The 25,375-nt window shown below is 71.2% G+C and carries 25 protein-coding genes and 1 pseudogene; 14 read left to right on the forward strand and 12 right to left on the reverse strand.

Going from position 1 to position 25,375, the window contains the following annotated elements:
* Positions 1-37 precede the first annotated feature (37 nt).
* Positions 38-1,201: an XRE family transcriptional regulator gene (locus tag AB0B66_RS30395; RefSeq protein ID WP_360536385.1), complete on the forward strand. Its 1,164-nt coding sequence runs from the start codon at positions 38-40 to the stop codon at positions 1,199-1,201.
* Here the strand turns inward: AB0B66_RS30395 and AB0B66_RS30400 are convergent.
* Positions 1,198-1,761 (reverse strand): NUDIX hydrolase, encoded by a 564-nt coding sequence (locus AB0B66_RS30400; RefSeq protein WP_360536387.1) that lies wholly within the window; start codon positions 1,759-1,761, stop codon positions 1,198-1,200. The two genes, AB0B66_RS30395 and AB0B66_RS30400, sit on opposite strands and share 4 nt — an antisense overlap.
* A 664-nt stretch (positions 1,762-2,425) precedes the next feature.
* Here AB0B66_RS30400 and AB0B66_RS30405 point away from each other — a divergent pair.
* From AB0B66_RS30405 to AB0B66_RS30415, 3 genes are all read left to right on the forward strand, one after another.
* Entirely contained in the window at positions 2,426-2,713 is a 288-nt protein-coding gene (locus tag AB0B66_RS30405; RefSeq protein ID WP_360536389.1) for a hypothetical protein, read from the forward strand.
* Between the two features lie 10 nt (positions 2,714-2,723).
* A complete protein-coding gene (locus AB0B66_RS30410) occupies positions 2,724-3,326 on the forward strand; it encodes a pentapeptide repeat-containing protein (protein WP_360536391.1) in 603 nt (200 codons plus the stop codon).
* A 122-nt stretch (positions 3,327-3,448) separates the two neighbouring features.
* Complete coding sequence (locus AB0B66_RS30415; protein ID WP_360536393.1) at positions 3,449-4,006, forward strand: DinB family protein; 558 nt, start codon at positions 3,449-3,451, stop codon at positions 4,004-4,006.
* 1 nt (position 4,007) lies between these two features.
* Here the strand turns inward: AB0B66_RS30415 and AB0B66_RS30420 are convergent, their stop codons facing one another.
* The 5 genes from AB0B66_RS30420 to AB0B66_RS30440 form a co-directional block, all read right to left on the reverse strand.
* Positions 4,008-5,774: an ABC transporter ATP-binding protein gene (locus AB0B66_RS30420; protein WP_360536395.1), complete on the reverse strand. Its 1,767-nt coding sequence runs from the start codon at positions 5,772-5,774 to the stop codon at positions 4,008-4,010.
* A complete protein-coding gene (locus AB0B66_RS30425) occupies positions 5,771-7,513 on the reverse strand; it encodes an ABC transporter ATP-binding protein (protein ID WP_360536397.1) in 1,743 nt (580 codons plus the stop codon). The genes AB0B66_RS30420 and AB0B66_RS30425 overlap by 4 nt, the downstream gene beginning before the upstream one ends.
* Before the next feature lie 73 nt (positions 7,514-7,586).
* Positions 7,587-8,627, reverse strand: a complete 1,041-nt coding sequence (locus AB0B66_RS30430; RefSeq protein WP_360536399.1) for a hypothetical protein — start codon at positions 8,625-8,627, stop codon at positions 7,587-7,589.
* Positions 8,628-8,829: 202 nt separating this feature from the next.
* Positions 8,830-10,074: an SGNH/GDSL hydrolase family protein gene (locus AB0B66_RS30435; protein ID WP_360536401.1), complete on the reverse strand. Its 1,245-nt coding sequence runs from the start codon at positions 10,072-10,074 to the stop codon at positions 8,830-8,832.
* A 202-nt stretch (positions 10,075-10,276) separates the two neighbouring features.
* On the reverse strand, positions 10,277-11,854 hold the full coding sequence (locus tag AB0B66_RS30440) for a right-handed parallel beta-helix repeat-containing protein (protein WP_360536403.1): 1,578 nt from the start codon (positions 11,852-11,854) through the stop codon (positions 10,277-10,279).
* Positions 11,855-12,100: 246 nt separating this feature from the next.
* On the opposite strand from AB0B66_RS30440, the gene AB0B66_RS30445 reads away from it, so the two are divergent.
* A complete protein-coding gene (locus tag AB0B66_RS30445; RefSeq protein WP_360536405.1) occupies positions 12,101-12,676 on the forward strand; it encodes a hypothetical protein in 576 nt (191 codons plus the stop codon).
* A gap of 6 nt (positions 12,677-12,682) precedes the next feature.
* Here AB0B66_RS30445 and AB0B66_RS30450 read toward each other — a convergent pair whose 3' ends face one another.
* Entirely contained in the window at positions 12,683-13,129 is a 447-nt protein-coding gene (locus AB0B66_RS30450; protein WP_360536407.1) for an SgcJ/EcaC family oxidoreductase, read from the reverse strand.
* 100 nt (positions 13,130-13,229) lie between these two features.
* Here AB0B66_RS30450 and AB0B66_RS30455 point away from each other — a divergent pair, with 100 nt between their 5' ends.
* From AB0B66_RS30455 to AB0B66_RS30475, 5 genes are all read left to right on the forward strand, one after another.
* Complete coding sequence (locus AB0B66_RS30455; RefSeq protein ID WP_360536409.1) at positions 13,230-14,078, forward strand: alpha/beta hydrolase; 849 nt, start codon at positions 13,230-13,232, stop codon at positions 14,076-14,078.
* A 55-nt stretch (positions 14,079-14,133) separates the two neighbouring features.
* Positions 14,134-14,706 (forward strand): hypothetical protein, encoded by a 573-nt coding sequence (locus AB0B66_RS30460; RefSeq protein WP_360536411.1) that lies wholly within the window; start codon positions 14,134-14,136, stop codon positions 14,704-14,706.
* The gene (locus AB0B66_RS30465) at positions 14,696-15,730 is read left to right on the forward strand and encodes a histidine kinase (protein WP_360536413.1); all 1,035 of its coding nucleotides are present in this window, start codon (positions 14,696-14,698) and stop codon (positions 15,728-15,730) included. Before AB0B66_RS30460 ends, AB0B66_RS30465 begins: the two co-directional genes overlap by 11 nt.
* Positions 15,727-16,353, forward strand: a complete 627-nt coding sequence (locus AB0B66_RS30470; RefSeq protein ID WP_360536415.1) for a response regulator transcription factor — start codon at positions 15,727-15,729, stop codon at positions 16,351-16,353. The genes AB0B66_RS30465 and AB0B66_RS30470 overlap by 4 nt, the downstream gene beginning before the upstream one ends.
* Positions 16,354-16,420: 67 nt before the next feature.
* A complete protein-coding gene (locus AB0B66_RS30475; protein WP_360536417.1) occupies positions 16,421-17,509 on the forward strand; it encodes a phosphotransferase in 1,089 nt (362 codons plus the stop codon).
* 10 nt (positions 17,510-17,519) lie between these two features.
* Here the strand turns inward: AB0B66_RS30475 and AB0B66_RS30480 are convergent, their stop codons facing one another.
* Positions 17,520-18,089 (reverse strand): DUF1349 domain-containing protein, encoded by a 570-nt coding sequence (locus AB0B66_RS30480; protein WP_360536419.1) that lies wholly within the window; start codon positions 18,087-18,089, stop codon positions 17,520-17,522.
* A gap of 72 nt (positions 18,090-18,161) precedes the next feature.
* On the opposite strand from AB0B66_RS30480, the gene AB0B66_RS30485 reads away from it, so the two are divergent.
* A complete protein-coding gene (locus AB0B66_RS30485; RefSeq protein ID WP_360536421.1) occupies positions 18,162-18,518 on the forward strand; it encodes a hypothetical protein in 357 nt (118 codons plus the stop codon).
* A gap of 86 nt (positions 18,519-18,604) precedes the next feature.
* Here the strand turns inward: AB0B66_RS30485 and AB0B66_RS30490 are convergent, their stop codons facing one another.
* Together AB0B66_RS30490 and AB0B66_RS30495 are read right to left on the reverse strand one after the other, a co-directional pair.
* Complete coding sequence (locus tag AB0B66_RS30490; protein ID WP_360536521.1) at positions 18,605-19,042, reverse strand: hypothetical protein; 438 nt, start codon at positions 19,040-19,042, stop codon at positions 18,605-18,607.
* A gap of 287 nt (positions 19,043-19,329) precedes the next feature.
* A pseudogene (locus tag AB0B66_RS30495) lies at positions 19,330-19,575 on the reverse strand (hypothetical protein); the annotation flags it as partial.
* Between AB0B66_RS30495 and AB0B66_RS30500 the strand changes: the two are divergent.
* Positions 19,460-19,855 (forward strand): hypothetical protein, encoded by a 396-nt coding sequence (locus tag AB0B66_RS30500; protein WP_360536523.1) that lies wholly within the window; start codon positions 19,460-19,462, stop codon positions 19,853-19,855. The pseudogene AB0B66_RS30495 and the gene AB0B66_RS30500 sit on opposite strands and share 116 nt — an antisense overlap.
* A gap of 2 nt (positions 19,856-19,857) precedes the next feature.
* On the opposite strand, the gene AB0B66_RS30505 is transcribed toward AB0B66_RS30500, so the two are convergent.
* Together AB0B66_RS30505 and AB0B66_RS30510 are read right to left on the reverse strand one after the other, a co-directional pair.
* Positions 19,858-21,366: an FGGY-family carbohydrate kinase gene (locus AB0B66_RS30505; RefSeq protein ID WP_360536423.1), complete on the reverse strand. Its 1,509-nt coding sequence runs from the start codon at positions 21,364-21,366 to the stop codon at positions 19,858-19,860.
* 68 nt (positions 21,367-21,434) lie between these two features.
* On the reverse strand, positions 21,435-22,406 hold the full coding sequence (locus AB0B66_RS30510; RefSeq protein WP_360536425.1) for a LacI family DNA-binding transcriptional regulator: 972 nt from the start codon (positions 22,404-22,406) through the stop codon (positions 21,435-21,437).
* Between the two features lie 183 nt (positions 22,407-22,589).
* On the opposite strand from AB0B66_RS30510, the gene AB0B66_RS30515 reads away from it, so the two are divergent.
* Positions 22,590-23,702, forward strand: coding sequence for a glycoside hydrolase family 172 protein (locus AB0B66_RS30515; RefSeq protein ID WP_360536427.1), 1,113 nt, complete (start codon positions 22,590-22,592; stop codon positions 23,700-23,702).
* A 77-nt stretch (positions 23,703-23,779) separates the two neighbouring features.
* Positions 23,780-25,342, forward strand: coding sequence for a DUF4185 domain-containing protein (locus tag AB0B66_RS30520; RefSeq protein WP_360536429.1), 1,563 nt, complete (start codon positions 23,780-23,782; stop codon positions 25,340-25,342).
* Positions 25,343-25,375 lie beyond the last annotated feature (33 nt).

Below are 25,375 nucleotides of genomic sequence, written 5' to 3' on the forward strand. Positions count from 1 at the left end.
GGATGCTGCATTAGGTGGCAATGGCGGATTGTCAGCCATGGTTCGCGAGGTGTCGGCCGACAGCGGCGGACATAAAGACGCCATGGACTCTGGCGACGCTGAGGCTGGGCGCGGGCTAGAGTTTGCGCCGGACTGGCGGCAGGGTATCGAGGTCGCCGTAGACCTATGGCAGGAAGATGTGCAACGGCGAAATGTTCTCCGGGCAGTGGGATTCAGTGCGACAGCGTTCATGTCGCCTGCGATGCGGTGGCTCGTCTCGCCAATGGATGAAAGTCCGGCCGGCGACGGTGACCGGCTGATCGGTGAGCCCGACATCGAGATGGTTAAGCGGATCACCGCGACCTACCGCACACTCGACAACCAGTTCGGCGGCGGACACGTGCGCGAGAGCATCGTGCGCTTCCTCGATGGCGAGGTAGCCGCGATGCTGCGAGGCCGTTACCACGCGAGCACCGGCCGGGCTTTGCTCTCGGCCGCGGCCGAGGCCACACAGTTGGCGGGGTGGGCGTCATACGACATCGGCATGAACGGCCTTGCTCAGCGGTACATGATCCAGGCGTTGCGGCTGGCATACGGTGCTGGTGACCATGCCCTGGGCGCGGAGATCCTCGCGGCGATGAGCCACCAGGCCTCCTACCTGCGAGCTTCCTCTTACGCCGTCGACCTCGCTCGGGCGGCGGGTCGTGTGGCGGCGGAAGCCGGGATCAAGGCGATCGAGGCGGAGTCCGCGGTTCTGGAAGCGCAGGGCCACGCATCCGGTGGTGATGAGGCTGCCTGTGCCAAGGCTCTGGACCGGGCTGAGCGCGCGTTCGACAAGGCCGATCGATCCAGTGCACCGCAGTGGATCGGGTACTTCGACGAGTCGTACCTGGCGGCCAAGTTCGGCCACTGCTTCGCCGCTCTCGGCAGAGGTGATCTTGCACAGCGGTTCGCCGAGCGCTCGCTCGACATGGACGGCCGGCATTACGCGCGCGGAAAGCAGTTCAACCTGGCGTTGCTGGCGACTGCACACGCGCAGGCAGGCGACCTTGAGCAGGCGAGCGCCATAGGGATGCAAGCGGTCGACGCGGCTGAAGGGCTGGACTCCATGCGCGCTCGCGACTACCTGGGCGAATTGTCGGACCGGCTGGGCAAGCATGTCGGCCTGCCTGCCGTGCGCGCATTCGCCGAACGGGTCCGGCCTGTGCTCGCTGCGGTCTAGAGCTTGCCCCGAGCCTTGAGCAGGAGGACAGCAAGCAGGCCGGAGACCGATCCCGCACCGACGAGCTCGCCCAGGTGCATCCGCCGTTCGACGTCGTCAAGTGGGATCCACTCGACTCGTTCGGCCTCGTTGATGTCGGGTGCGGTGCCGACGTGGTCGGCACCCCGGCCCAGGTAGACGAGATTCGTCTGATCGATGGTGCCCACCATGGGCTGGAAAGTCACCAGCGGTTCAAGCGACCGGGGCCGCCAGCCGGTCTCCTCCTCCACCTCGCGTGCGGCGCACACGGCCGGGTCCTCGTCAGGGTCGATGTAGCCGCCGGGCAGCTCCCACACCCACCGGTCGAGGATGAAGCGGTGGCGCCACATCATCAGCACCCGCTCGGCGTCATCGACCACGATCACCATTGCGGCTTTGGGCACGCGGAGTACGTACTGCTCGAAGCGGACCCCGTTGGGTAGCTCGACGTCGGCGATGCTGAGCGCCGCACGCCGGGTGTCGTCGACCACCCGCTCGCCGTGAATCGTCCACTCACGGGCCCGACGGCCACCCACCTGCATGGAACGACCCTAGCTGGTCCGGCCGCGCTCGACACCTGACCGTTTGCCGGCGTCGGCCGACAACAGCTGACGCCTGTCCGCTTCATGGTGACAAGCCGCAGCCGCCACGCTACTGATCGACGGGCATTCCGTCGATCCCGCCATCGGGCACCGCCACGCACCGCGGTTGCGCCGACTGCGGGAGAAGGCCCCGGCCGGACGTGACACCGCCTCCGTCCGGCCGGGCGCATCGCGATACGACGGGAGGGTTCAGCGGTGAACGCCGCAGCGAACGCGATCAAGCCGACCGGCGCGTGCCAGCCTCAAGCCCAGCATCTGGCGCGGGTACATTGCCCAATCTCGTGGCCAGAGGGTGATCGCTGCCTCAACTGCCACGAGACGTTCCCGTGCACGACCTACAGCTGGGCCTTCGACACGCTCATCGACGCCGGGTGGAGCACCGCCGAGGTCCTGGTGCTGGACACCCGAACAGGACCGTGGTCATGATCATTACAGCCGACAAGCCGGACGGTGACATCGGGATGGACGCGCGCTCGATCCTGCTGGTGCATACGTCCGACGGAGACGGCCTATGCCAGGGCTGCTACGAGTTCACCTGTACGTTCGCCCGGTTCCCGTGCTCTCAAGCTCGGTGGGCTCAAGCAGTGCAGGACGGCGACCTCCCATGAAGCCACCACACGCCGAGGTGCTGGCGGTGCGCAGCCTACCCCGGCAGCGGATCTACCAGGTCCTGCTCGATGAGCCCGGCCGGGCTTGGACCGTCCGCGAGCTAGCAGCATCGCTACCGGACGTGTCGGTGGGGGCGGTGACTGCGACTCTGCACCTGATGCTGGGCGAACGGCTGATGAACCTGGTGCGCCGCGCCCGAGGTCTGACCTTGCAGCTCAACAACGAGGGCCGCGCGACGATCGAGCAGATCACTCAAGGCTGGTCCGCAGGAACAACACGATAGGTGATGTCTGATGGAGACCCGAACCCTGCGCCAGCTGTCTGTGCTGCTTCCCGGCGCGGAACCGGACGAGCTCGACCTGGCTGACGAGCTGCCCCGCGACGGTGCCAACCTCATCGAGGTGCTGATCAGGGGAGAGGCCTGGTCCCGCGCTCAGCTCGGACGAGTGGCAGTCTCTCGGTCCTTGTTCGTCGACGCCGATCTCACGTCCTCGCAGTTCGACCGGGTCACTCTCGACCGTTGCGTGTTGAAGGGCTGCACACTGACTGGATCGCAGTGGACCGGAGCCACGTTCAAGAATGTCGTTCTGGAGAACTGCCGCCTCGATTACGCGACCTTCACCGACCTGCGGGCCACGGGCCCAGTCGCACTGATCGGATGTTCCGTCGTCCAAACCGAGTTCACCAGGTGCAAGCTCAACGTGCTCGCGTTCGACGAATGCCGGTTCACGTCGACCCGCTTCGAGGCATGCGACATGCGTGGAGCGGACCTTCGCGGCAACGACCTTTCCACAGTCGGGGAAATCATGTCCCTGCGCGGCGCGATCGTCGCCGATGTCCAGTTGCCCGCGCTGACGGAGGCCCTAGTTAACGATCTTTCCCTGATCGTGCGGTGACGCTCGTCTTCGACCCCTCAAAACATCCGCAGCCCGGTTCACCCGGTGCGGTACGTCATTGCGGACCACGACCAGCGACGGCGTCCGCATGGTCTCAGCCGCGGTGTAGGTAGTGTGTGCAGGTGACAAGAAGCGAGCGAATCGCCGACCAGCTGGACTGGTACTGGCAGAGGCGCCTGCGGCCGAGGCTGCACGGTCTCACCGACGAGGAGTACTTCTGGGAGCCGGTGCCCGGCTGCTGGAGCATCCGCCCACAGGGCACGTCGACCGCGCCGATGTCGGCGGGTTCGGGGGAATGGACGATGGACTTCGCGTCCCCTGACCCGGAGCCGGCGCCGGTGACCACGATCGCCTGGCGGCTGGCGCACATCGTCGTCTCCTGCCTGGCCTATCGGGTCGCCTGGCACTTCGGCGGTCAGGAGGTCGACTACCAGACCTTCCCCTACGCCGGGACCGCCGACGAGGCGCTGAAGCAGCTCGACGAGATGTACGGTCGATGGAACGCGGGCGTCCGCAAGCTGTCGGACGCCGACCTGGACAATCCGCCCACGGCCGGTCCCGAGCGCCTTCCCCTGGAGGTCACCGTCCTGCACGTCAACCGGGAACTGATCCATCACGGCGCCGAGATCTCCCTGCTCCGTGACCTCTACCGCTGGCAGGACGGAACAATCCGCCGATAGCTCAGGCCAGCGCGTTCTCGCCCGCCAGCCAGGCCGCGTGCAACTTCGCGTACGGCGAGTCCGCGACCGCGACCAGATCCTCATGCCGCCCGCGCTGCACGGCCCGCCCGTCGTCGACGACGATCACCTCGTCGGCCCCGCGGGCCGTGGCCAGCCGGTGCGCGATCGTGATCGTGGTCCGCCCGCGCGACACCCGGTCCATCGCCGTACGCAGCCGCACCTCCGTCGCCGGGTCCACCGCACTGGTCGCCTCGTCCAGGATCAGCAGGTCAGCACCCGCAGCATGGGCCCGCGCGACCGCGACGAACTGCCGCTCGCCGACGCTGAGCCCTTCGCCGCGCTCACCCACCACCGTGTCCAGCCCCACGGGCAGCCCTGCCGCCCAGTCCAGCAGCCCCAGCTCGCGCAGCACCTCGGCCAGGTCGTCATCGCCGAGCGCCCGCCCGAACCGGATGTTGTCGGCCAGGGTGCCCCGGAACAGGAAGCCCTCCTGCGGCACCATCACCACCCGCTCGCGCAGACACCGCAGCCGCACCCGGTCGAGCGGCACCCCCGCCAGCAGCACCTGGCCCCGGCTCGGTTCGGCCAGGCGAGCGACCAGCTTCGCCAGCGTCGTCTTGCCCGCCCCGGTCTGCCCGACGACCGCCACCCGGCTGCCCGCGGCGATCTCCATGTCCACGTCCCGCAGCACCTGCGCGGACGTGTCCGGGTAGGTGAACCCGACCCCGCGCAGGGTCACCGTGATCGGCCCTGGCGGCAGGTCGACCGCTTCGGCGTGGTCGGCGGCGTCCGGTTCGACGTCGAGGATGTCGAGGACCCGCCGCCACCCGGCGACCGCGTTCTGCAGCCCGTTCAGCATCTCCCCGGCGACCTGCGCGGGCAGGGCGAACTGGGCCACCAGGAACAGGAACGCGGCGATCTCGCCGACCGTCATCCGCCCGCCGACGCCCAGCAGCACGCCGACGGCTGCCGTCGCCGCCATGGCCACGCCGGTCGCGATCTCGCCGGCGGAGTACGCCGTGACCGTCAGCCGCGACGCCCGCTGCGACGCCAGCCGGTGCGCGTCGACGGCTTCGTCGAGGCGGGCGACGGTGCGGGCCGACGCGTCGTAGGAGCGGATCACCTCCGCGCCGACGACGCTCTCCGACACGACCGCGAGCATCTCCGCCGACCGCTGCCGCACCGCCCCGTACGCGTCGGCGAGGTCCCGCATCGCGCCCCGCACGACCCACCCCACCGGCGCGAACACGGCCAGCACGACCAGCGCCAGCGGCCACGAGTACAGGAACATGACCATCCCGGTGACCACTGTCTGCCCGACGCAGATGAACAGGACCACGCCGTTCCACTGCAGGAACGAGGTGATCTGGTCCACGTCGGACGTCGCCCGCGCGACCAGCGCGCCGCGTTGCTGCGCGCCGACCCGCAGCACCGGCAGGTCGTGCACGTGCCGGAACACCTTCACCCGCACGGCCGCCAGCGCCGACTCGCTGACGTCGAACAGGCGCAGCATCATCGCGTACCCGCAGATCATCGACAGTGCCAGCACGGCCAGCCCGGCCGCGCCGATCACCGCGACCACCCCGGCGTCCGGCCCGCCGGGGCCGCGCAGCCCGTCGTCGATGCCGCGCTGCACCGCGACCGGCACCGCCGCCCGGCCCGCGGTCATGCCCACCGCGAGCAGCAGCGTGACGGCCAGGCCCCGCCGCAGTTCCGGCGACAGCCGCAGCGCCCGCCGCAACGTGTCCCACATGCCGCCGCCGCTCATGCCGCCTCCCGCCGGTCGTAGGCGGCCAGCAGCTCCCGGTAGCCGGGCGCCGACCGCATCAGCTCGTGGTGCGGGCCGCACGCCTCGACCCGGCCCCGGTCGAGGTAGACGACCTCGTCGGCGAGCGCGATCGTCGGGCGGCGGGTCGCCACGACGAGCATCGCCGGTCCGCCGGGGGCCGCGCGCAGCCCCGCGACCACGTCCGCTTCGACGACCGGGTCGACGGCGCTGGTGGCGTCGTCGAGCACCAGCAGCCACGGGCCGCCGACCAGGGCGCGGGCCAGCGCGATCCGCTGGCGCTGCCCGCCGGACAGGGCCGCGCCGCGCTCGCCGAGCCCGGTGTCCAGGCCCTGCGGGAGCAGCCGCACGAAGTCGTCGGCGCGGGCCACCGCCAGTGCCTGCCAGATCGCGGCGTCGTCGACGCCCGGACGGCCGAGCGCGACGTTGCCGCGCACGCTGTCGGCGAACAGGAACGGCACCTGCGGCACGTACGCCACCGCCGCCGCGTATGCCGCGGCCGTCAGCTCCCGCACGTCCACCCCGCCGAGCAGCACCGACCCCGACTCCGGGTGCAGCAGCCGCGCGGCGACGGCCGCGACGGTCGACTTGCCGCAGCCGGTCGGCCCGACCAGCGCGACGACCCGGCCCGGTGCGACCCGCAACGACACCTCGGTCAGGTTGCGTACGCCCACCTGCCGCAACCGCAGCTCGCCCCGCTCGCCGCCGAGGGTGGCCGTGCCGGGCGGGGCGTCGTCCGCGGCGGCGAGCACCCGGTCCACCCGCTCCGACCCCGCGACCGCCCGGGGCAGCGCGCCCAGCAGCCAGCCGATCGCGCGGATCGGCATGTCCATCAGCGCGAACAGGAACGCCGCCGCGGTGAGGTCGCTCAGGCCGAGCGCGCCCTGCTCGCATCGCCACGCCCCGACGACCAGCACCGCGATCGTGCCGATCTGGGGCAGCGCGTCGATGACCGGGTCGTGCCAGGCCCGCGTCCGGCCGATCGACACCAGCGCCTGGCGCAGCTCGCCGACCTGGCCGGCGAACCGGGCCGTCTGGTGGTCCGCGCGGCCCATCACCTTGACCGTCAGCGCCCCGTCGAAGCTCTCGTGCGCCAGCGCGGTCACCCTCGCCCGCAGCGACTGCGCCTGCCGGTGGCGCGGGGCGACCCGGCGGGAGTACACGGCGAACACCGTGACCAGGCCCGGGAACACGACCAGGCCGACCAGCCCGAGCGTCCAGTCGACCGCGAACAGCGCGGTCAGCGCCCCGGCCAGCAGGAACACCGTCGCCATCGCGTAGGCGAGACTGCCGGCGGGCGACGCCGCCGCGTCCACGTCCGACGACGCATTGGACAGCAGCGCCCCGGTCGGGTTGTCGCGATGCCACGCGGGCGGCAGGCTGAGGTACTTGCGCACGATCGCCTTGCGCTGCCCGGCCTGCAGGCTCTGCTGCAGGTAGACCGCGCCCAGGCGGCGGCTGAAGATGCCGACCACCTTCAGCGCGCTCAGCGCCAGCAGCGCGGCCGCGGCGGCGACGAGCAGCCCCGCGTCGACCCGCCCGGCGTCCAGCATCGGCGCGACCACGTCGGCGACCACCGCGCCGATCGCGAACGCGCTGCCGATCGACAGAACCACCACCAGGGCCGCCCCGCCCAGCGAGACGAGGAACAGCCGCGGCTCGGACCGGATCATGCGGGCGCACAGCCGGGCACCCTGGGCCACCAGCTCGGATGTCCTCATCGCAGCGCGTCCGCTCTGGCATCGCAGCGGCCTGCCGCGCTGGGGCCGGGGAGGCGGCGGCGTTCACGTGCCCTCATCGGAGCGCCTCGACCCACAGCTCGGCGACGGTACGCATGAACGCGGTCTTGTCGAACCCAGGCTCGCCGCGAGCGGAGGTGGCCGCCCGGGACAGGGGTGTGCCCTCCTGGGAGTCCCCGGCAGGCAACCCGGCCGGCCCGGTGGGCGCGGGCAGGCCGCAGTGGGCGAACATCGCCGCGAGCACGCCCGGCGGGTCGGCGAGCAGGTCCTCGTAGGTCGCGGTGAACACGTCGACGCCCCGCTGCCGCAGCGCCAGGGCGCGTTCCAGCTGCGCCACCCACTGGCAGGCCATGACCTCCTCGGGGGACAGCAGGCGGCCGACCCGCTGCCGCCACCTGGCGACCAGCGGGATCAGCCGCCCGAGGCGGTCCTGCACGGCAGCGGGGTCGGTGGTCAGCGCGGGGTCGTACCCGGCGAACGCCCGTGCGGTCGACCGGGCCCACGACAGCGGCTCCCGGTACAGGAAGACGGCGGCGAGCTGCGGGAACTCGTCGTGCAGCAGCGCGCCGAGTTCGATGACGAAGCTGCGCGGCTTGATCGCGACGGGCCGTCCCCGCGACAGCAGCCGAACGCAGCTGCGGGCCAGCTCCCGCAGTTCGGTCTCACGAAGGCGCGGGGCGAGCGTGACGAGCTGGGTGAGCACGTCCGGTTCGGACAGGCCGGTCAGCTCGCCGTGCTCGGCCAGCGCCGCGCCGACCAGGGTGGAGCCGCAGCGGCCGGTGGAGTAGAGGAACACGCCGCTCGGCTCGCCTGCAGTGGGCAGTGCGTGCAGCTCGTCGTAGGACAGGGCGACGAGGCCGGTGGCGTGCTCGTACTGCGCCTGGAAGTAGAACGGCGCGCCGCAGGGGTCGACGTCGGTCCTGGTGAACAGGGCGCGGCGGGTGTCGTGGTCGAGGCAGTACAGGCTGTGGCCGGGTTCGGTCAGCACGATGCCCGGATCGACGGAGGCCACCGGCTCGCAGCGGAAGTCGGCGGGGCCCGCCACCGCGAGGGGATAGGGCTTGGTCTTCTCCACAAGGGCGAGCAGCTGCGCCATCACACCGTCCCGGGGAGAAGACGGGGGCGGCATGCCGGCCGCCCCCGTCTGCACTTCTCGGTCCCGGTCAGGGAACCGAACCTCGCGGACCAACGCTACGGGTAAGCGTTTTCCGGTATCAAGTATGTGCATGTGCAGATTTGTTGCATGCCATCAAAGCCGGTGGAGGCCGTTATTCCGCGCGAAATCCGGCGTCATCGGGTCACAGCAGCCACAGCGGCACGGCCGCGGCCAGGGCCTGCGCGCCGGTGTCGTTCGGGTGGATGTGGTCGCCGCTGTCGTACGCGGGCAGGACCTTGCTCGGCGCGGCCGGGTCACGCAGGACCTGGTCGAAGTCGAGCAGCCCGTCGAACTCGTTGTCGCCGCGCAGCCACGCGTTCACCGCCTGGCGGACGGCCTCCTTGTCGGCCGTCCAGGACGAGTAGCCCTCGAACGGGCCGAGCGTGGCCACCACGACCCGCAGCCCGCGGTCCTTGGCCTGGATCGCGAGCTGGCGCAGCCCGGCGATGATCCGGTCGGCCGGGTAACCCGACAGGTGTACGTCGTTGATGCCCAGCTCCACGATGACGGTGCGTACGCCGGGCTGGTTGAACACGTCGTCGTCGAGGCGGGCCAGGGCGCTGTCGCCGAGCGCGGGCGAGTTGAGGGTCAACCCGTCGCGGGTCACCTGGTTGCCGGCCAGGCTCAGGTTGAGCACGCCCGGGTCGGCCAGCGCGGGCCACGTGCCGGTGATCCGGCTCGCCAGGTAGTCCGGCCAGCGCGTGTTCGCGCCGAGCGTGGAGCCCGACCCGTCGCTGATCGAGTCACCGAGCACCACCACGGTGCCCAGGCCGGTCGGGGTGAGCACTTCGATTCCGGCCAGGTAGTAGAAGTGGTTGTAGGCGGCGCTCTGGCCGCTGCCGTCGACGTCGCCGGCGCGGTCGCCCGCGTAGACGTACGAGGTTTGCCGGGCGGTCCAGTGCCAGGACGTCGGACCCGTCGCGGTCGGCAGGTAGAGCGTCACCGCCAGATCCTGGGAGGCGGCGACGGGCAGGTCGACCGGATCGCTGAGCACCTCGGCGCCTTTGTAGACCACGGTGGAGGCGCTGCCGTTGAAGGTGACCTCGCGCAGGCTGCCGGGCTGCAGGGTGGGGGAGCCGGGTGCGGCGGGCAGGCCGACGGTGGCGTGGCCGATGGTCAGCGGCTGCGTGCCGTACGCGTTGGTGAAGCGCAGCCGGACCTTCTGCCCGCCGAGGGAGACCCGCACGAGCTGGCGGATCGACTGGTCAGTGAAGCCGTTGAGCGAGCTGCCGGTGTTGGCCAGGCTCGGCGCGGTCAGCGCGGTGCCCCAGGTGCCCACCCAGCGCGGCGGCAACCCGCCGGAGGCCGGTCCCGCCGCGCCGACCAGGGTGGTGGCGAGCAGGCCGAGCGCGGCGAGCGCGGCCCCGGCGCGCCTTCGGTTGATCATCACGTGTGGAACCTCCGTCGATTCCCGAGGGGATGCGGCGGACCGTCCCGCCACCGGCATCACGATGTCAATAAATCTCCAATGTGGAGATATACGAATCTGCTGTCGTGATTACCGGTTCGGCTTATTTATCCGGTACGTCCGGACGTGCGGTGGGCGGGCCGCCCGGGGGGCACCGGGCGGCCTGCCGGTCTACCGCGGATCAGAAGCGTGCCCCGACGTCGGCGCCGTTGGCCGGACGCAGGAACGTGGAGGAGGGGATCGAACCGTCGGAGGTACGGGCCCCGGTGATCGTGCTCGGATCGGTGCTCTGCGGCGACCAGGTGCCGCCGAGGTCCCAGGAGTTGCCCGAGCCGCTGGAGTTGGAGCCCAGCGACACGGCGGTCCCGTTGGCCATCGCGAGGTTCTTGGTCAGCGTGCTGTCCGAGCGGTTGACGTTGAACCCGGTCCCGGGGTTGTCCCAGGCCGTGCAGCGGTCGATCAGATGCTGGCCGGGGTTGTTGTTGTCGATGAAGCCGCCGACCGCGTTGTCCCAGGTCATGCTGTTGCGGACGGTGTGGCTCGCGGACACCGCGTTGCCGCCGAGCTTGAACCCGTTGCCGTCGCCGGTGTAGTTGGGCAGGTTCCACCGGTTGAAGCCGTTGCCCCAGGACAGGCTGTTCTCCAGCAGGATCGGCGAGGAGAACATCCAGAAGTCGAGCCCGTCGTCGGAGTTGTTCCACAGCCGCGCGCCGCGCACCACGTTCCCGCTGCCGGAGCCCTCCTTGATGGCCACGCCGTCGGCGCTCTCGCCGTTCTTGCGCGGGTCGCGGTTGCCGTAGCTGTCCAGGTTCAGGATCAGGTTGTTGCTGGAGGCGCCCTGCAGGTGCAGGCCGCTCTCGTAGTTGTCGCGGGTGATCAGCCGCTCGAACACGTTGTTGTTGGTGTCCAGGCCGAAGACGGCGTACGGCCCGTGGATGATCTCCAGGCCGACGATGCGCCACCAGTCGCCCTCGATGTGGATCGCGCCGCGCTCGGAGCGGGGGATGGTGGAGTCCACCGCACCCGGGGTGTACGACATGTTCTCGCCGTCGAGCACGACCTTCTCGCTGCCGTAGTTGCGCAGCACGATCGGCTGGCTCGACGTGCCGTTCTTGAGGATCTGCACGTTCGTGCTCGGCGCGTACGTCCCGCCGCGCACGTAGATCGTGTACCCGGGCTGGGCCAGGTCGACCGCGCGCTGGATGGTCTTCACCGGGGCGCTCAGCGTGCCCGCGTTCGCGTCGTTGCCACCGGTCGCGACGTACAGCGCGGTCGTCGGCGGCGGGGTGGAGCCGGCCTCGAACTCCAGGTAGTCCACGTTCGCCAGGCCGGTGGACGTGGTCGGGGTGAGGCGGACGGTGTTGCTGCCGGCGTTGACGTTCACCGTCAGCGTCTTGGTGGTCCAGGCGTCCCAGGTGCCGGTGCCCTCGAAGGACACGGTCTGCACGGTCGCGCCGTTCACGGCCAGGGCGGCGGGCCGCGCGGTCGTGGTGCCGTTGGCGAAGCGGACACCGAGCGTCGCTGTGCCCGCGGCCGATGCCGTCACCGTGAACTGCACGTATCCGCTGGTGCTGTTGGTGCCGTTGCAGAAGCCGGAGCCGGAGAACCCGGCCCAGTTGCTGTCGACGGTGCCGACGCAGACGGCGGGCGAGGTCTCGGCCTCATGGCGGGTCGGCGCAGCGGCGGCCATGGGCGCGGGCAGCGCGAGCACCGCGCCGACGGCCAGGGCGGCGCCCGCGGCCAATGATGTGACTCTCATCTGTCTCCCATGCTGGAGCGGCGTGGTGCGAACGCACGGCCGTGCGGGACACACGCCGCAGGGGCGGGACGACGCGCGAGGGTCCTCGCCCGGAAAGAACCCGGAACGTCGATGCGACCCAGTCTCTGGAAAGCGCTTGCCACATGGCAAGGGTTGACGTTTGCAGATTTGTTGCAGGCGAGCGCCGTCCGATCGGGAGATCCGGAATCGATCACTCGGCCCACGGGGATGTGGGAAATTTGGACAATGGGGGCTAAGGCGTTCCGGGGTTTCGTGCCGTGGATCATCTTCTGGGTCGTGAGCGGGCCGAGCACCTGGGAGTTCGCGGCCGGCGGGGCGCTGGTCGCCGCGTTGATCCTGCTGATCCCGTCGCACGAACACGGCCGGATCAAACTGCTGGAGATCGTCTCGGTGCTGTTCTTCGGCGCGCTGACCGTAGCCGGGCTGGTGCTCGACCACAGTCGGCTGCTGTGGCTGGAGCAGTACGCGCAGGCGATCTCCAGCGCGGTGCTCGCCGTGGTCGTGCTCGGCTCGCTGGCGTTCACGCCGTTCACCGAGCAGTACGCCCGCGAGCAGGTGCCGCAGCAGTTCTGGTCCTCACCCCGGTTCAAACACGTCAACCGGATGCTGACCCTGGTCTGGGGGCTGGTGTTCGCCGTCTGCGCGGTGCTCGGCTTCCTCGCTCAGCCCGAGAACGGCGGCTCCGCGTGGCTGAACTGGATCATCCCGATCGCGCTGCTGGCCGGGGCTTTCAAGTTCACCGCCTGGTATCCCGAGCACGTGAAAGCCGCCGCGCAGGCGGCCGGGGCGTCCGCCGCCTGAGCGCGGTCAGGACTCCTGAGGCAGGGTGCTGTCGTCGCGGGCGTCCATGTACATGTCAGACGCGATCTTCCAGCCGTCGGGCCGGCGTACGAACACCTTCAGCGAGAAGTTGCGCCGCACGGGCATGGTCGACCCGTCGGCGCGCAGCTGACCCTCACGTTCGAGATAGGTCTTCACCACCGCCGCGTCCGCGTCCAGCCACTGGAGCTCCACCCGCGGCGGGCCGAGCGGCCGGCCCGCCGCGAAGTGCGGGTCGGCGAAAAGTGCTGCCAGGTACGCCTCGATCTGCGCGCCGCCGGTGCGGCTGGTTCCGAACGCGTTCGTCCAGTCGGCGTCCGCGGTGTACAACTCGGCGACGCCGTCGGCGGACAGGCCCGCGAAAGCCTGCGCCAGGCGCGCCATCACCGCGCCGATCGCCTCCTCGTCCCGCGCCCTGCCCGCGACCCCGCCCATGCCCGCAGCCTACGACCCGTCACCGTCCTGGAACTGCGGAAACGCGCACCCGGCCGAGACCGTCCAACTAAGATCAAGACGGGGGTACGGGAGGAGTGCCGTGACCGCGACACAGCACCAGCCGCTGCGGCGGCGTGAGCAGGACGGCTGGGCGATCATCTCGAACCAGCCCGCCACGGTCCGGCACCGGGTGCTCATGCTGCCCGGCCTGTTCTGCACCGCCGAGTTCTACACGGCCATGCTCGCCGATCCGGTGCTTGCCGAGGCGGGTGTGCTCGCCATGGCAGCCGACCCGCCCGGCTTCGCCGGCCGCCCCGTGCCGTCCGGGTTCGACTACTCGATCGAACGCTACGCCGACCTGGTTGAGGAGTTCGCCGCCCGCGAAGCCGTCGACGTGATCGTCGGGCACTCGTACTTCGCCAACGTCGGCATCGAGATCGCCGCCCGCGGCGACTACCCGGGTCGCCTGCTGCTGCTGTCGCCGTCCTTCTCCCGCGACGACGAGGAGCACGACCTGATCGCCCTCGACGAGGCGGGCCACGTCCCGGTGGTCGGCACGCTGGTCTGGCTCGGCATCAACCCGACCCTGAAGAAGGGCATGCGCGACCGGCTGCCCTCGGACCGCTTCAACGAGCTGTTCGCGCAGATGAAACGCAACCCGCACGCCGCCAACCGGCGGCTGGTCGCCGGCTTCTTCGACAACCTGCGCCGACACGGCGACCTCGCCTCGCGGCTGGCCGGCACGGGCAACACGGTGTGGGTCGGCCGCGGCGACCGCGACGAGGTCGGCTTCACCACGGAGGAACAGGCGGCGATCACGGCAGCCACGCACGTGACGCTCAAGACCATCCCTGGTGCGGCTCACTTCTCCATCACCGACACCCCGCACGAGGTCGTCGAACTCGTCCTCGCGCTGGTGGCAGAAAACGCGGCCGGCACGGGTCCGTGAACATGGGACGGTCGGCACTGCCGGAGTGACTAACGGCCTGCTTACCGTGCGCCGCATGTCAATGCCATGGTTGTCGCGTTTCGGCGCGGTCTGCGGAATCATCCTCGCGCTGTCCCTCGGCGTGCCGGGTGTGGTGGAGGCGTTCACCGGTGAGACCACGGTGACCAGCTTCGTGGCCGGGCTCGGCGCGGCCTTCGGGGCTCCCGCGCTGTACGCCTACCAGCTGCGCCAGGCGGACGCGGCGGGCCGGTTCGGCGTGGTCGCGTTTGCCGTCAACGTCATCGGGCTCGGGCTGTTCACGGGGGTCGGCTTCGCGCTGAACCTGGTCCTGTTCTTCCTGGACGAGTCGACAGTGTCGGCGGTGCTCGACGGGCCTACCCGGTGGGCGGTGCTGGGCAGCGGGATGGTCTTCATCGCGGGCAGCGTCCTGTTCGGAGTGTCCATGATGCGGGCCAGGGTGCTGCCCCGGGTCGCGGCGGTGGGCTACATCGTCTCGCTGGTCATGCTCGCCGCGCTCGCCCCGCTGCCGGACTCGTTGCTCAGCAGCGCCGCGCACGTCGCGGCAGCGGCGTCACTGGTCTGGCTGTCCGCCGCCGTGTGGGCCGTACCCTCGTTCCGTGAACCCTGACCGTTCCGTCCGGTGGGTGTCGCCGGTGCTGTACACGGCGGTCCTGGCCGCCGGGCTGCACGCCTGGCTGGTCGGCATCGGCGACACCCGGCTGCCGCTGTTCCTCGGCGGCATGGCCGCGCTGTTCGCCCTGGAGTTCGTGCGGCATGACCTGATCGCCCTGCTCGGGCGCATCGCCCTGATCGCCGCCGTCGTATCCGCCGACGGATCGGGCCTGTCCCGCGTGCTGCTGGCCCTGCTGCCGTTCACCGCGTACTTCGCCTTCGGCCGGACGGCGGGCATCGCGCTCGGCACGGCCTGCCTGGCCGGAGTCGCCACGGTCCTGCAGCTGCGCCGGCCGGGCTGGACGTCCGACACCGAGCAGGTGTCGGACCTGCTCATGCTGGCCCTGGCGATCGCCCTGGCCATCGCGATGGCGGCGGTGGCCGTGGAGGAGCGCCGGGGCCGGGAGCGTATCGCCGAGCTGTCCGCGGCGGCCGAACGCCAGCGGCTCGCCCGCGACCTGCACGACGACCTGGGCCATCACCTGACCGCCGTCATCGTGCTGCTGGAGAAGGCGGAGGCGTTCCGCGAGCGCGACCCGCGGGCCGCGCAGCGCGCCCTGGCCGACGCGAGCAGCTCGGCCCGGCGTGCGCTGACCGAGGTGCGCACCTCGGTGCGCTCGTGGGACTTCCACCTCGGCACGGCGCTGCGCGAGCTGTGCACGGACGCGGTCGTGCTCAGGTTCGCCGGGGACGAGAGCCGCTATCCCGAGCCGGTGCTGCGCTCGCTGTTCCACGCCGCGCAGGAGGCGATCACCAACGCCCGGCGGCACGCCGGGGACGGCGTCGTCGAGGTGTACGCCGACCTGGGTCCGGATCGGGCACTGCTGACGGTCACCGACACCGGCCCCGGTTTCGCCGCGGACCGGGAGGGGTTCGGGCTGCGCGGCATGCGCCGGCGCGTCCGCGGGGTCGGAGGCCAGGTCGAGGTGCGCAGCGAAGCCGCGTCGGGCACCCGGATCGAAGTGATGGTGCCGCTGTGACGACACAGGTGGTGGTGGTCGACGACCAGCGGCTCATCCGGGAGGGGATCGCTTCGCTGCTCGGCATTCAGGACGGTGTCGAGGTCGTCGGGACGGCGGCCGACGGCCGTGAGGCGGTCGAGGTCGCCCTGCGCACCGGTCCCGACGTGGTGCTGATGGACGTGCGCATGCCGGGCATGGACGGTGTGGCGGCGGTGGCGGTGCTGGCGGCGAAACTGCCCGCGTGCCGGGTGGTCATGCTGACCACGTTCGACGACCAGGACTACGTGGTGCGGGCACTGCAGGCGGGCGCGGCCGGATACCTGCTCAAGGACCTGCCGTCCCGGGACCTGGCCGCCGCGGTGAAGCTGGCCCACGCGGGCGTGCTCCCGCTCGACCCGGCCGTCGCGGCGCGGCTGACCGCCGCCCTCCCGCGGCGTACCCCGGCCGTCGCGCTGAGCGTGCGGGAGACGGACATCCTGCGGTTGGTCGCCCAGGGGATGACCAATCGAGAGATCGGCCGTGAGCTGCATCTGAGCGAGGGCACCGTGAAGAACCACATGTCGCGTAGCCTCGACCGCCTCGGCCTGCGCGACCGGACCCAGGCCGCCGTCTACGCCCGCGACCACGGACTGACGTCCTGACCCGACCCGGGCTGTCGACCCGCGTTTTCCGGCTGCGCCGGGGTGAGGGGCGCGGTAGCTTGGCGCGGTGACCGACGACCTGGACGAAGTACGCGCCCTGCTGCCCGGTGTGACAGTCTCCCCGGTGGACGCCCTGGGTGGCAGCAGCCGTTCCGCAGTCCGCCGGGCCCTGATCACCCGACCGGGCGAGCCGCCGACGACCGTGATCGTGAAGACCTTCCTCCATCCGGAGAGCTGGGCGCGCGAGTCGGCCGCCCTCGCGGTGCTGCCCCCGGGCACGCCGGCGCCGCGGCTGCTCGCCGCCGGGCCGGTCCCGCCCGTCATCGTCATGTCGGACCTCGGCACCGGCACGAACGTGGCCGACGCCCTGCTCGGCACGGACCCGTCGGCCGCCGAGTCCGCCGTGTACGCCTGGGCCGACGCGATCGCCGCCGTGCACCGGACGACAGCGGGATTGCGGGAGGCCTTCCGCGCCGAGCTGGACGCCCGTGCCCAGCCGGGTGCCGCGCCGATGACCTCGGTCGCCGCGCAGCTCGACCAGAACATCACCGGCTTGCGGGAGGTGTGCGGGCCGCTCGGTGTCGCCGTGCCGGAGTCCCTGGCGGGCGCGTTCCGGGCCGAGGCCGCCCGCCTCGACGACGACGCCGCGTCGGCGCTGTCGCCGAGCGACGCCTGCCCGGACAACAATGTGCTCACCGGCGACGGGCTCGCGCTGATCGACTTCGAGCACGCCGAGTGGCGGCACGTCGCCTGGGATGTGGCCTACCTGCGGGTGCCGTGGCCGTCGTGCTGGTGCTCCTGGCGGCTGCCGGACGACGTGGCCGACCGGGCGGTGGCCCGCTACCGCGAGGCGATGGCCGCCCACCTGCCGTACGTGAGCACGCCGGAGTTCGACCGCGACCTCGATGCGGCCACGGTGCTGTGGGCGGCGCTGTACTCGTCATGGTTCCTGCCGCAGACCCTCGCCGCGGACCCGGCCGCCGCGAAGGGGCTGGACTCGCCCCGGCGACGCGCGCTGCTGCTGCACCGCCTCGACCTCGCACGCCAGACCTCGGCGGTGCCGGAGATCGCCGCGTTCGCCGGTGAGCTGCGCGAGGCGCTGGTGGGCAGGTGGGGCGAGGTGCCGCTGGCGCTCGCCCCCGCCTTCCGCGGCTGACGAGTCCGGGCTACTCGAGGTTCTCGCGGGAGATCGGCGGGCCGATCCGGAGGTCGCGGAACGTGGCCTCCAGGCCCGCGCGCTCCGGCGAGCAGCACATGACGCCGACGTCGACGGTCTCCGGTAGGTCGAGGTAGCCGAGGCGGGCCAGCCGCCACGTGCCGTCGGCGCTGCGGAAGTGCACGGTCAGGGCTTCGCCGAACCGGGTCACCCGCATCGCCATCTCGCCGCGGTGACCGGGGACCGGCACCATCGACACGTCGGAGAACTCACGCGTGTACACCGTGCTGACGTGCACGGTGCCCGAGGTGACCTCGAGGCCGGTCTTCAGCCAGTTGCCCGCGTCGGCCCGGACCATCATGCCGGCCTGGTCGAACAGCGTGGTGTGCGCCGCGGAGACCACGACCTCGGCGGTGAAGTCGCCGGTCACCGGCCGGTGGTAGAAGTGCCCGTTGTCGGTGACATAGCCGTAGAACGTCCTGCGCCAGAAGTCCGTTCGCGACTCGGTGACGGCGCGCAGCACGTCGCCTTCCTGCGACCATTCACCCGGCTCGTTCAGCCAGGACATCCCCGTCAGCACAGCGCAGATGGTAACCGCCGGTGGGCCTCACCGGCTGCCCCCGAGGACCACTTCCCTGCCGGGGAGCAACTGGTGACCGATGTCGAGCCGTCCGAGCTGATGAAGTTGCCCCTGCTCAACGCCAGTCACCAGGGGCTGTGCTACTTCGGTCGGCTCAGCGGATACCACTACGTGCACGAGGCCACGCAGGATCCGCTCATCGCGCGGCTGTCGGCGGCGATCGTCGCCGGCTGGGCCCGCTACGCCGAGGGTGTCGACGATGTAGGCGAGACGATCGACGTTGTCGACGGTCGGCGCGACATCGTCATGGCGCACGCGGCCCGCCGGCGGGACGAGTCGCTGGCGTTCCTGCGCCGGCGCGACCTGTTCAGCGACCTGCCGAGGATGCCCGTTTCACCGCCGAGTTCCGGTGGGTGCTGGACTCGCTGATCAAGCGCGGCACGCAGGCGATGCTCGCCGATCTCTGACCGCGAGCGCGGCGAGCCGAGTTCCCGGGATCCCGCCGGCCCGGCCGATCAGTCGGCAGGCGGCGGGCCGGCGGCTGGCTCGGCCGTGAATCCGCAGCTCTGCGAGCCGCACTCGGCCTCGTGGTCCCGCCCCCAGAGGTAGGTGTCCCGCTTGATGGTGCGGGCGTCGTGCAACAGCCGCAGCTGCCGCCTGCGGGGCAGCGTCGAGGGCAGCGCGGTGAAGGTCTCCGGGAGCACCGCGACCATGCTGCTGACCTGTTCGCCGTCGTACATGCGCAGCAGCAGCCTGCACTGCCACCACCGGATCACACCGTCGCGGCCGTCGGGGTTCCCGGGCCAGTAGTAGCTCGCCGGATCCGGCACCACGTAGTGCACGCCGTCGGGGTCCAGGTGGGCCGGCAGCCAGGGGCTGCCCCCGCCGAGGCCGAGCCGAAGCCGTCCGGCCTCCTCGTGCAGGGCGCAGACCGCTTCGCTGCTTGAGTACATGCGCCTGCGCGGGCAGCGGCTGGCGTCCGAGCGGAGCCCTGACCGGCCATACCGCCCCACCTCGCGACAAGCCCGGCGGCTCCTGCACAGCAGAGAGGTCTCGCCGGGTGGCCACACCCGGCGCGTCGTCGACCACTGCGGCCACGCGGCGATCGTAGCGTCGTGGAGCCGGCCGTGCGGTCCACGCGATACGGCCGGCAGCCCTGGAATCCAGCCAGCTCGGGCAGGTCGGCGGCGAGCCGTCGCGCGACGGCCCAGGCGTCGGCGTACGCCGTGGCGTAGTTGTTGCGGACCAGCTCACCGGCGTGCGTGTCGTCCAGGTTGATGTTGCCCGGCCAGGCGCGCGGCCGGCTCGGGAAGTGCCAGCGCAGCAGGAACTCGAAGTCCCTGCTCTCGCCGGGGGCGAGCCGGTGTGCGATGCCCAGCGAGCAGACCCGCAGCCTGGTGTACCAGTCCGGGTACGGCGGTTCGTCGATGCTGAACCTGGTCTCGGGCGTCAGCCGCCCCGTGGAGCACAGCTCGTCCCAGAACACCTGCACGCCGTGCTGCCAGAACCCGGACAGCCACTGCGGCCTCGCCGTTGTGTCCGGGTCGGTGGTGGCCGGCACCGCGGTGCCGTGCCGGGTGTCGTCGTCCGGCAGGTCGCTGCCGAACCGGGTGCCGCGCAGCCGGTCCTCGTCGGCTCACGCGTTCGACGGCTGCCCGGCGTACTTCGGGAAGTGGTGCACGCCGCGCTCCCGGACGGCGTTTTCAGGTTGTACGGGCATGACGGGGCACATCTCCGTCCAGGGGTCGACGGGTCAGCCGGGGTGACTTCAGCGCTCGGCGCGTAGCCGCTCGCGGGTGGCGAGGGCGTGCACGGTCGGCGCGGTCGCCGAATACAGGTCCAGGTAGAGCGCGTACAGCTCGTCGTAGTCGGCGCGGGCCGACGGCTGCGGCGTACGCGTCTCGACGATCGGATTCCACTGCTCGATGTCGGGCTCGCCGACCGCACCCGCGGCCAGGAACGCCGCCCCGAACGCGGCCCCGATCGTCTTGGCGGGGATCGCCTGCGGCAGACCGGTCACATCGGACACGATCTGGGTCCACAGGCTGCCCTGCGCGCCGCCGCCGACCGCCACGATCCGCTCCACCTGCCCACCGGCCTGCTCGATCGCGGCCACGTTGTGCCGCACACCGAACGCCGTCGCCTCCAGCGCCGCCCGGTACAGGTCGCCGCGGGTGTGCGCGACAGTGAGCCCCGCCAGCACCCCGCGCGCGTCGGGATCGGCGACCGGGGTCCGCTCCCCGGCGAAGTACGGCAACATGAGGAGCCCGTGCGCGCCCGGCCCGGCGGCCTCGGCCAGCGCCAGCAGCTCCGGGTAGCCGGGCGAGCCGAACAGCTCGCGCAGCCAGCCCGTGATCGCGCCCGAGGTGGCCATGCCCCCGGCGAGGTTGCGGGTGCCGGGCAGCGCGCCGACCGTGCCCCACAGCGTCGGCGAGGTCAGCGGCTTGTCCACGGTGTTGATCAGGAACATCGTCGTGCCGTACATCAGCATCAGGTCGCCGACCCGGTGCGCGCCGACGCTGATCGCCTCCGACCAGGCGTCGATCGTGCCCGCGATCACCGGCGTCCCGGCGGCGAGCCCGGTCTCGGCCGCGGCCTGCGCCGACACGCCGCCGACGACGTCACCCGGCCACACCAGCGGCGGCAGTTGCGCGCCCGCGGCGACCTCGGCCGCCCACGGGCCGTGCCAGCCTTGCTCGACCGCGTCGTACATCGGGGTGCACTGGCTGGCCGAGTGGTGATCGAGGTAGTAGGCGCCGGTCAGCTTCCAGCCGAGCCAGGTGCTGGGCTGGAACAGCCGCCAGTCCCCGGCGACGGCCTGCGGCTCGTGCTCGGCCAGCCAGGCCAGCTTCGGCCCGACCGCCTGCGTGCTCAGCGCCGAGCCGCACCGCTCGCGGATCACGTCGGCTCCGCCGAGCCGGTCGGTCAGGCGCTCGATCTGCGCGGTGGCGCGGGAATCGATTCCATACAGGACCGCGGGACGGCGCGGCTCGCCCGCCAGGTCCGTGACCAGCACACACGGGCCCATGCCGCTCACGCCCACCGACCGCACCAACGCCGGTTCGGGCGCGCCGGGCGCGGCGAGCAGTTCGCGGATGATGCCGGCAGCCTCGTCCCACCAGACGTGGGCGTCCATCTCGACGTGACCGGGCGCGGGCCGGAGCACCTCGTGCTCACGGGTGGCGGTGGCGACGATCGTGCCGTCGAGCGTGACGAGCACGCCCTTGCTGCTCGACGTTCCGATGTCGACGCCGAGGACACAGGCTTGCCTCAACATGCCCGTACCTTGTCAGAAATCGATTTCACCGTCAAGCACCGGCACCGCCGCGGCGTTGCCCGGCGGGATCAGCCGATGGGCGTCAGCTGGTTGCGCAGGACGATGGTGCGGGCGGGCTGGTCGTCGCCGGTGATGCGCTCCATCAGCAGTTTCGCAGCGGTGGTGCCCAGGTGCCGGGCGGGCATGTGCACCACCGTGATCGGGATCGGCACCAGCGGCAGGAAGGGCAGGTCGCCGAAGACCGCCACGCCCGTGGCCGGAGGCAGTTCGCCCTGCTCGGACAGCACCCGCAGGGCGCCGACGCTCATCAGGTTGTTCGCGACGAACACCGCGTCGGGCGGCTCGGGCAGCGCCAGCAGTTCACTCATGGCCGCCGCGCCGCCCTCGGCGCGGAAGTCGGCGTATCGCAGGTAGCGCTCGTCGACCGGCCGCGCGGCGGTGACCGCGTCGCGCCAGCCGTCGGCGCGCTGCGTGGCGGTCTCGACGTCGCTCGGGCCGGTGATGCAGGCGATGCGCTGGAATCCCTGCTCGACCAGGGCCTGCGTGGCGGCCCGGCCGCCGGCCCGGTGGTCGACGATGACCGCGTCCACGTCCACGCCGTGCGGGCTGCGGTCGACCGCCACGACCGGGCACTTGCGGGCGATCAGGCCGCTGAGGTCGCTGTTGCCGCCGGCCGCCGCGATGATCACGCCGGCCATGTTCGCGCTCAGTGCGACGTCGAGGTAGCGCAGCTCCGTGTCGTGGTCCTCGTCGGTGTTGCACAGCACCACCGAGTAGCCGGCGGCGCGGGCCACGTCCTCGACGCCGCGGGCCAGCGCGGTGAAGAACGGGTTCTCGATGTCGGGGATGACCAGCGCGATCACTTCCGAGCTCTGCAGCCGCAGGGTGCGCGCGGTGCGGCTCGGGGTGAACGCGAGCGCCTTGGCCGCCTTGCGCACCGCCTCGGCCTTCTCGGGGGACACGTTGGCGCCGTTGAACACGCGCGAGACGGTGGCGGGGGAGACACCGGCCGCGGCGGCGACCTCGTAGATCGTTGGCATCGTTTCCTCATCGATCGGCCGGCCGTCCCGCCGGTGGCGCTGTGGGGCGTGTGGGCTGGGGCGTCGGCGACCCGTTGACACGGTTGCCGCCTCACCCTACCTTAATGAAATCGATTGCACGCGCGGTGCCTCCGCCGTGCCGTTGATCCTGTTCCGCATGGTCGAGGAGAACCAGTGGTCACCGTGGACCTCAGTACGATCGCACGCCTGAGGGCCGTGCAGACCCGCTCGATCAGTCCGGAGAACTTCGACGGATCGGCAGGTGGCGGGGGCCGGGCGACCGAGGGCACCGGCGCGGCGTGCGCCCGCGACCTCGGACCCGGCTGGAAGATCTCGCCCAGCGTCGACATCGCCGCCGGGGAGACCTTCGACCTGGCGAACATCCAGGGCCCCGGCAAGATCACGCACATCTGGATCACCACGCACAAGGACAACTGGCGCACGCTGTTGCTGCGGGCGTACTGGGACGGCAGTGACGAGCCCGCGATCGAGGTCCCCTACGGCGACTTCTTCTGCAGCGGCTGGGGCGAGTTCGCCCAGGTCGACTCTCAGGTCATCGCCGCCAACCCGCACGGCGGCTTCAACTCGTACTGGCCGATGCCGTTCGCCGACGGTGCGCGCCTGACCCTGGAGAACCTGTCCACGGTCAGCGTCCGCGTCTACTACCAGATCACCTACGAGATCGGCGGCGACTACTCCGGCCAGGGCTACCTGCACGCCCAGTGGCGGCGCAGCAACCCCCTCGAATACCTCAAGACCCACGTGCTGGTCGACGGCGTCGAGGGCAGCGGCCACTACGTCGGCACGTACCTGGCCTGGGGCGTCAACAGCAACGGCTGGTGGGGCGAGGGCGAGATCAAGTTCTACCTCGACGACGACGAGGACTACCCGACCATCTGCGGCACCGGCACCGAGGACTACTTCGGCGGCGCGTGGAACTTCGACGTGCCCGGCAAGGGCTACACGGCTTACTCCACGCCGTACCTGGGTTTGCCGCAGGTGATCCGCCCCGACGGGCTCTACGTCAGCCAGCAGCGCTTCGGCATGTACCGCTGGCACCTGCCCGACCCGATCCACTTCGCACAGCGGCTGCGCGTCGACACCCAGGCGCTGGGCTGGCGCTCCGGCTGGCGCTACCTGCCGCTGCGCGACGACATCGCCTCGACCGCCCTGTTCTACCTCGACCGGCCCACGGCGCGCCGCCCCCGCACGCCCAGCGCCGACGACCTGGAGGTCCATTTGGGGTCGGCCCCCGTGCCCGACCTCGGCGCGCAACCCCCGCGTATGCCGGACTGACCCGGCACGCATCCGACCGGGACGGCGGGCCGCACCCGGCGGCCCGCCGTGCCCGGAACATGGAAGGAGTACCGCACATGCACACGCACAACGGGCTCAGATCCATCCCGCGAATCCTCACCAGCATCGCCCTGACCCTGGGCACCGTGGCCGCGAGCGGCTTCGTCGCCGTCGCGCCCGCCGCCGCCACCTCCGCGCACACCCCGGCGACCGTCGTCCAGAAGATCACCGGTGTCGGCTCGCCCAACGACACCTACGGCCGCTGGAACGTCAAGGCCACCGACCTCGGCATCCTGTGGGACAACAACTCCGGCCAGACGATGGCCCTGTTCGGCGACACGTTCGGCGACGCCTGGATCGGCCCCGGCGGCGGCGCGTTCGGCGCCGGCGACCTGAACTGGCGCAGCAACGTCCTGCTGCGCTCCGCCGACACCAACCTCGCCGACGGCATGTCGTTCGCCAGTGCCGTCACCGCCGCCAACGGGCGGGCCCGCGAGATCCTGCCCGGCCTGCACCAGCCCGACAACACGGGCGAGGTCACCAAGATCCCGACCGCGGGCATCGCGGTCGGCAGCCGGCAGTACGTGTCGTTCATGTCGGTGCGCCACTGGGGCGTGCCCGGACAGTGGACCACCAACTACGCCAAGCTCGCCTACTCCGACGACAACGGGACCACCTGGTCCACCACCAACACGCCGACCTGGAACAACCCGTCGTTCACCGACCAGTTCCAGATGCACGCCTTCGAACGCCGCGACGGCTACCTGTACGTCTTCGGCACCCCCAGCGGCCGCAGCGGCAGCATCCGGCTCGCCCGGGTGCCCGAGGCGCAGATCCTGACCCAAAGCGCCTGGCAGTACTGGAACGGCAGCAGCTGGATCACGAACAACCTCGCCGCAGCCACCCCGATCGTCGGCGCGCCCGCCGCGGAGCTGTCCGTGCGCTACGACGCCTACAGCGGCCGCTGGCTGATGATGTACCTGTCCGGCGAGGACATCATCCTGCGCACCGCGACCAGCCCCACCGGCCTGTGGAGCGCCGCGCAGGTCGCCGTCAGCTCCGCGGACTACCCAGGCGTGTACGGAGGCTACATCCACCCGTGGAGTTCCGGCGGCAACATCTACTTCGCGATGTCGCAGTGGGACCCGTACAACGTGTACCTGATGAAGATCCGGATCAACACGGCCGGGCAGATCGTCGACCCGAACCTGATGGGCGACCCCAGCTTCGAACGCGGCGCGCTCAACGGCAACGGCACCGGCGGCTTCTGGGCCTGCAAGGGCAACTGCGGCCTCGACAACGGCTACTGGGGCTACACCGGCGTGCGCAACGGCTACGCCCGCTACAACAGCGGCTGGCATGACCTGCACCAGACCGTGCCCGTCACCGCGAACACGAACTACCAGCTCAGCGGCTTCCTGCGCACCTCGCCCAACAGCGACAACGGCTTCTTCGGCGTACGCGGCACCAACGACGTCGTCATCGCCGAGGCCAACTTCCGAGCGGTCGGTCCGTGGACCCGGTTCACCGTGAACTTCAACAGCGGCTCGCGTACCGCCGTCACCGTCTTCGGCGGCGTCTGGACCGACCACGGCGACATCTGGATCCAGCTCGACGACTTCTCCCTCACCCGCGTCTGAACCCGGGATCGGCGGGCCCCGCCCCGCGCAGGG

It is taken from the genome of Catellatospora sp. NPDC049111, from assembly GCF_040648615.1.
GTDB classification, from domain to species: domain Bacteria; phylum Actinomycetota; class Actinomycetes; order Mycobacteriales; family Micromonosporaceae; genus Catellatospora; species Catellatospora aurea.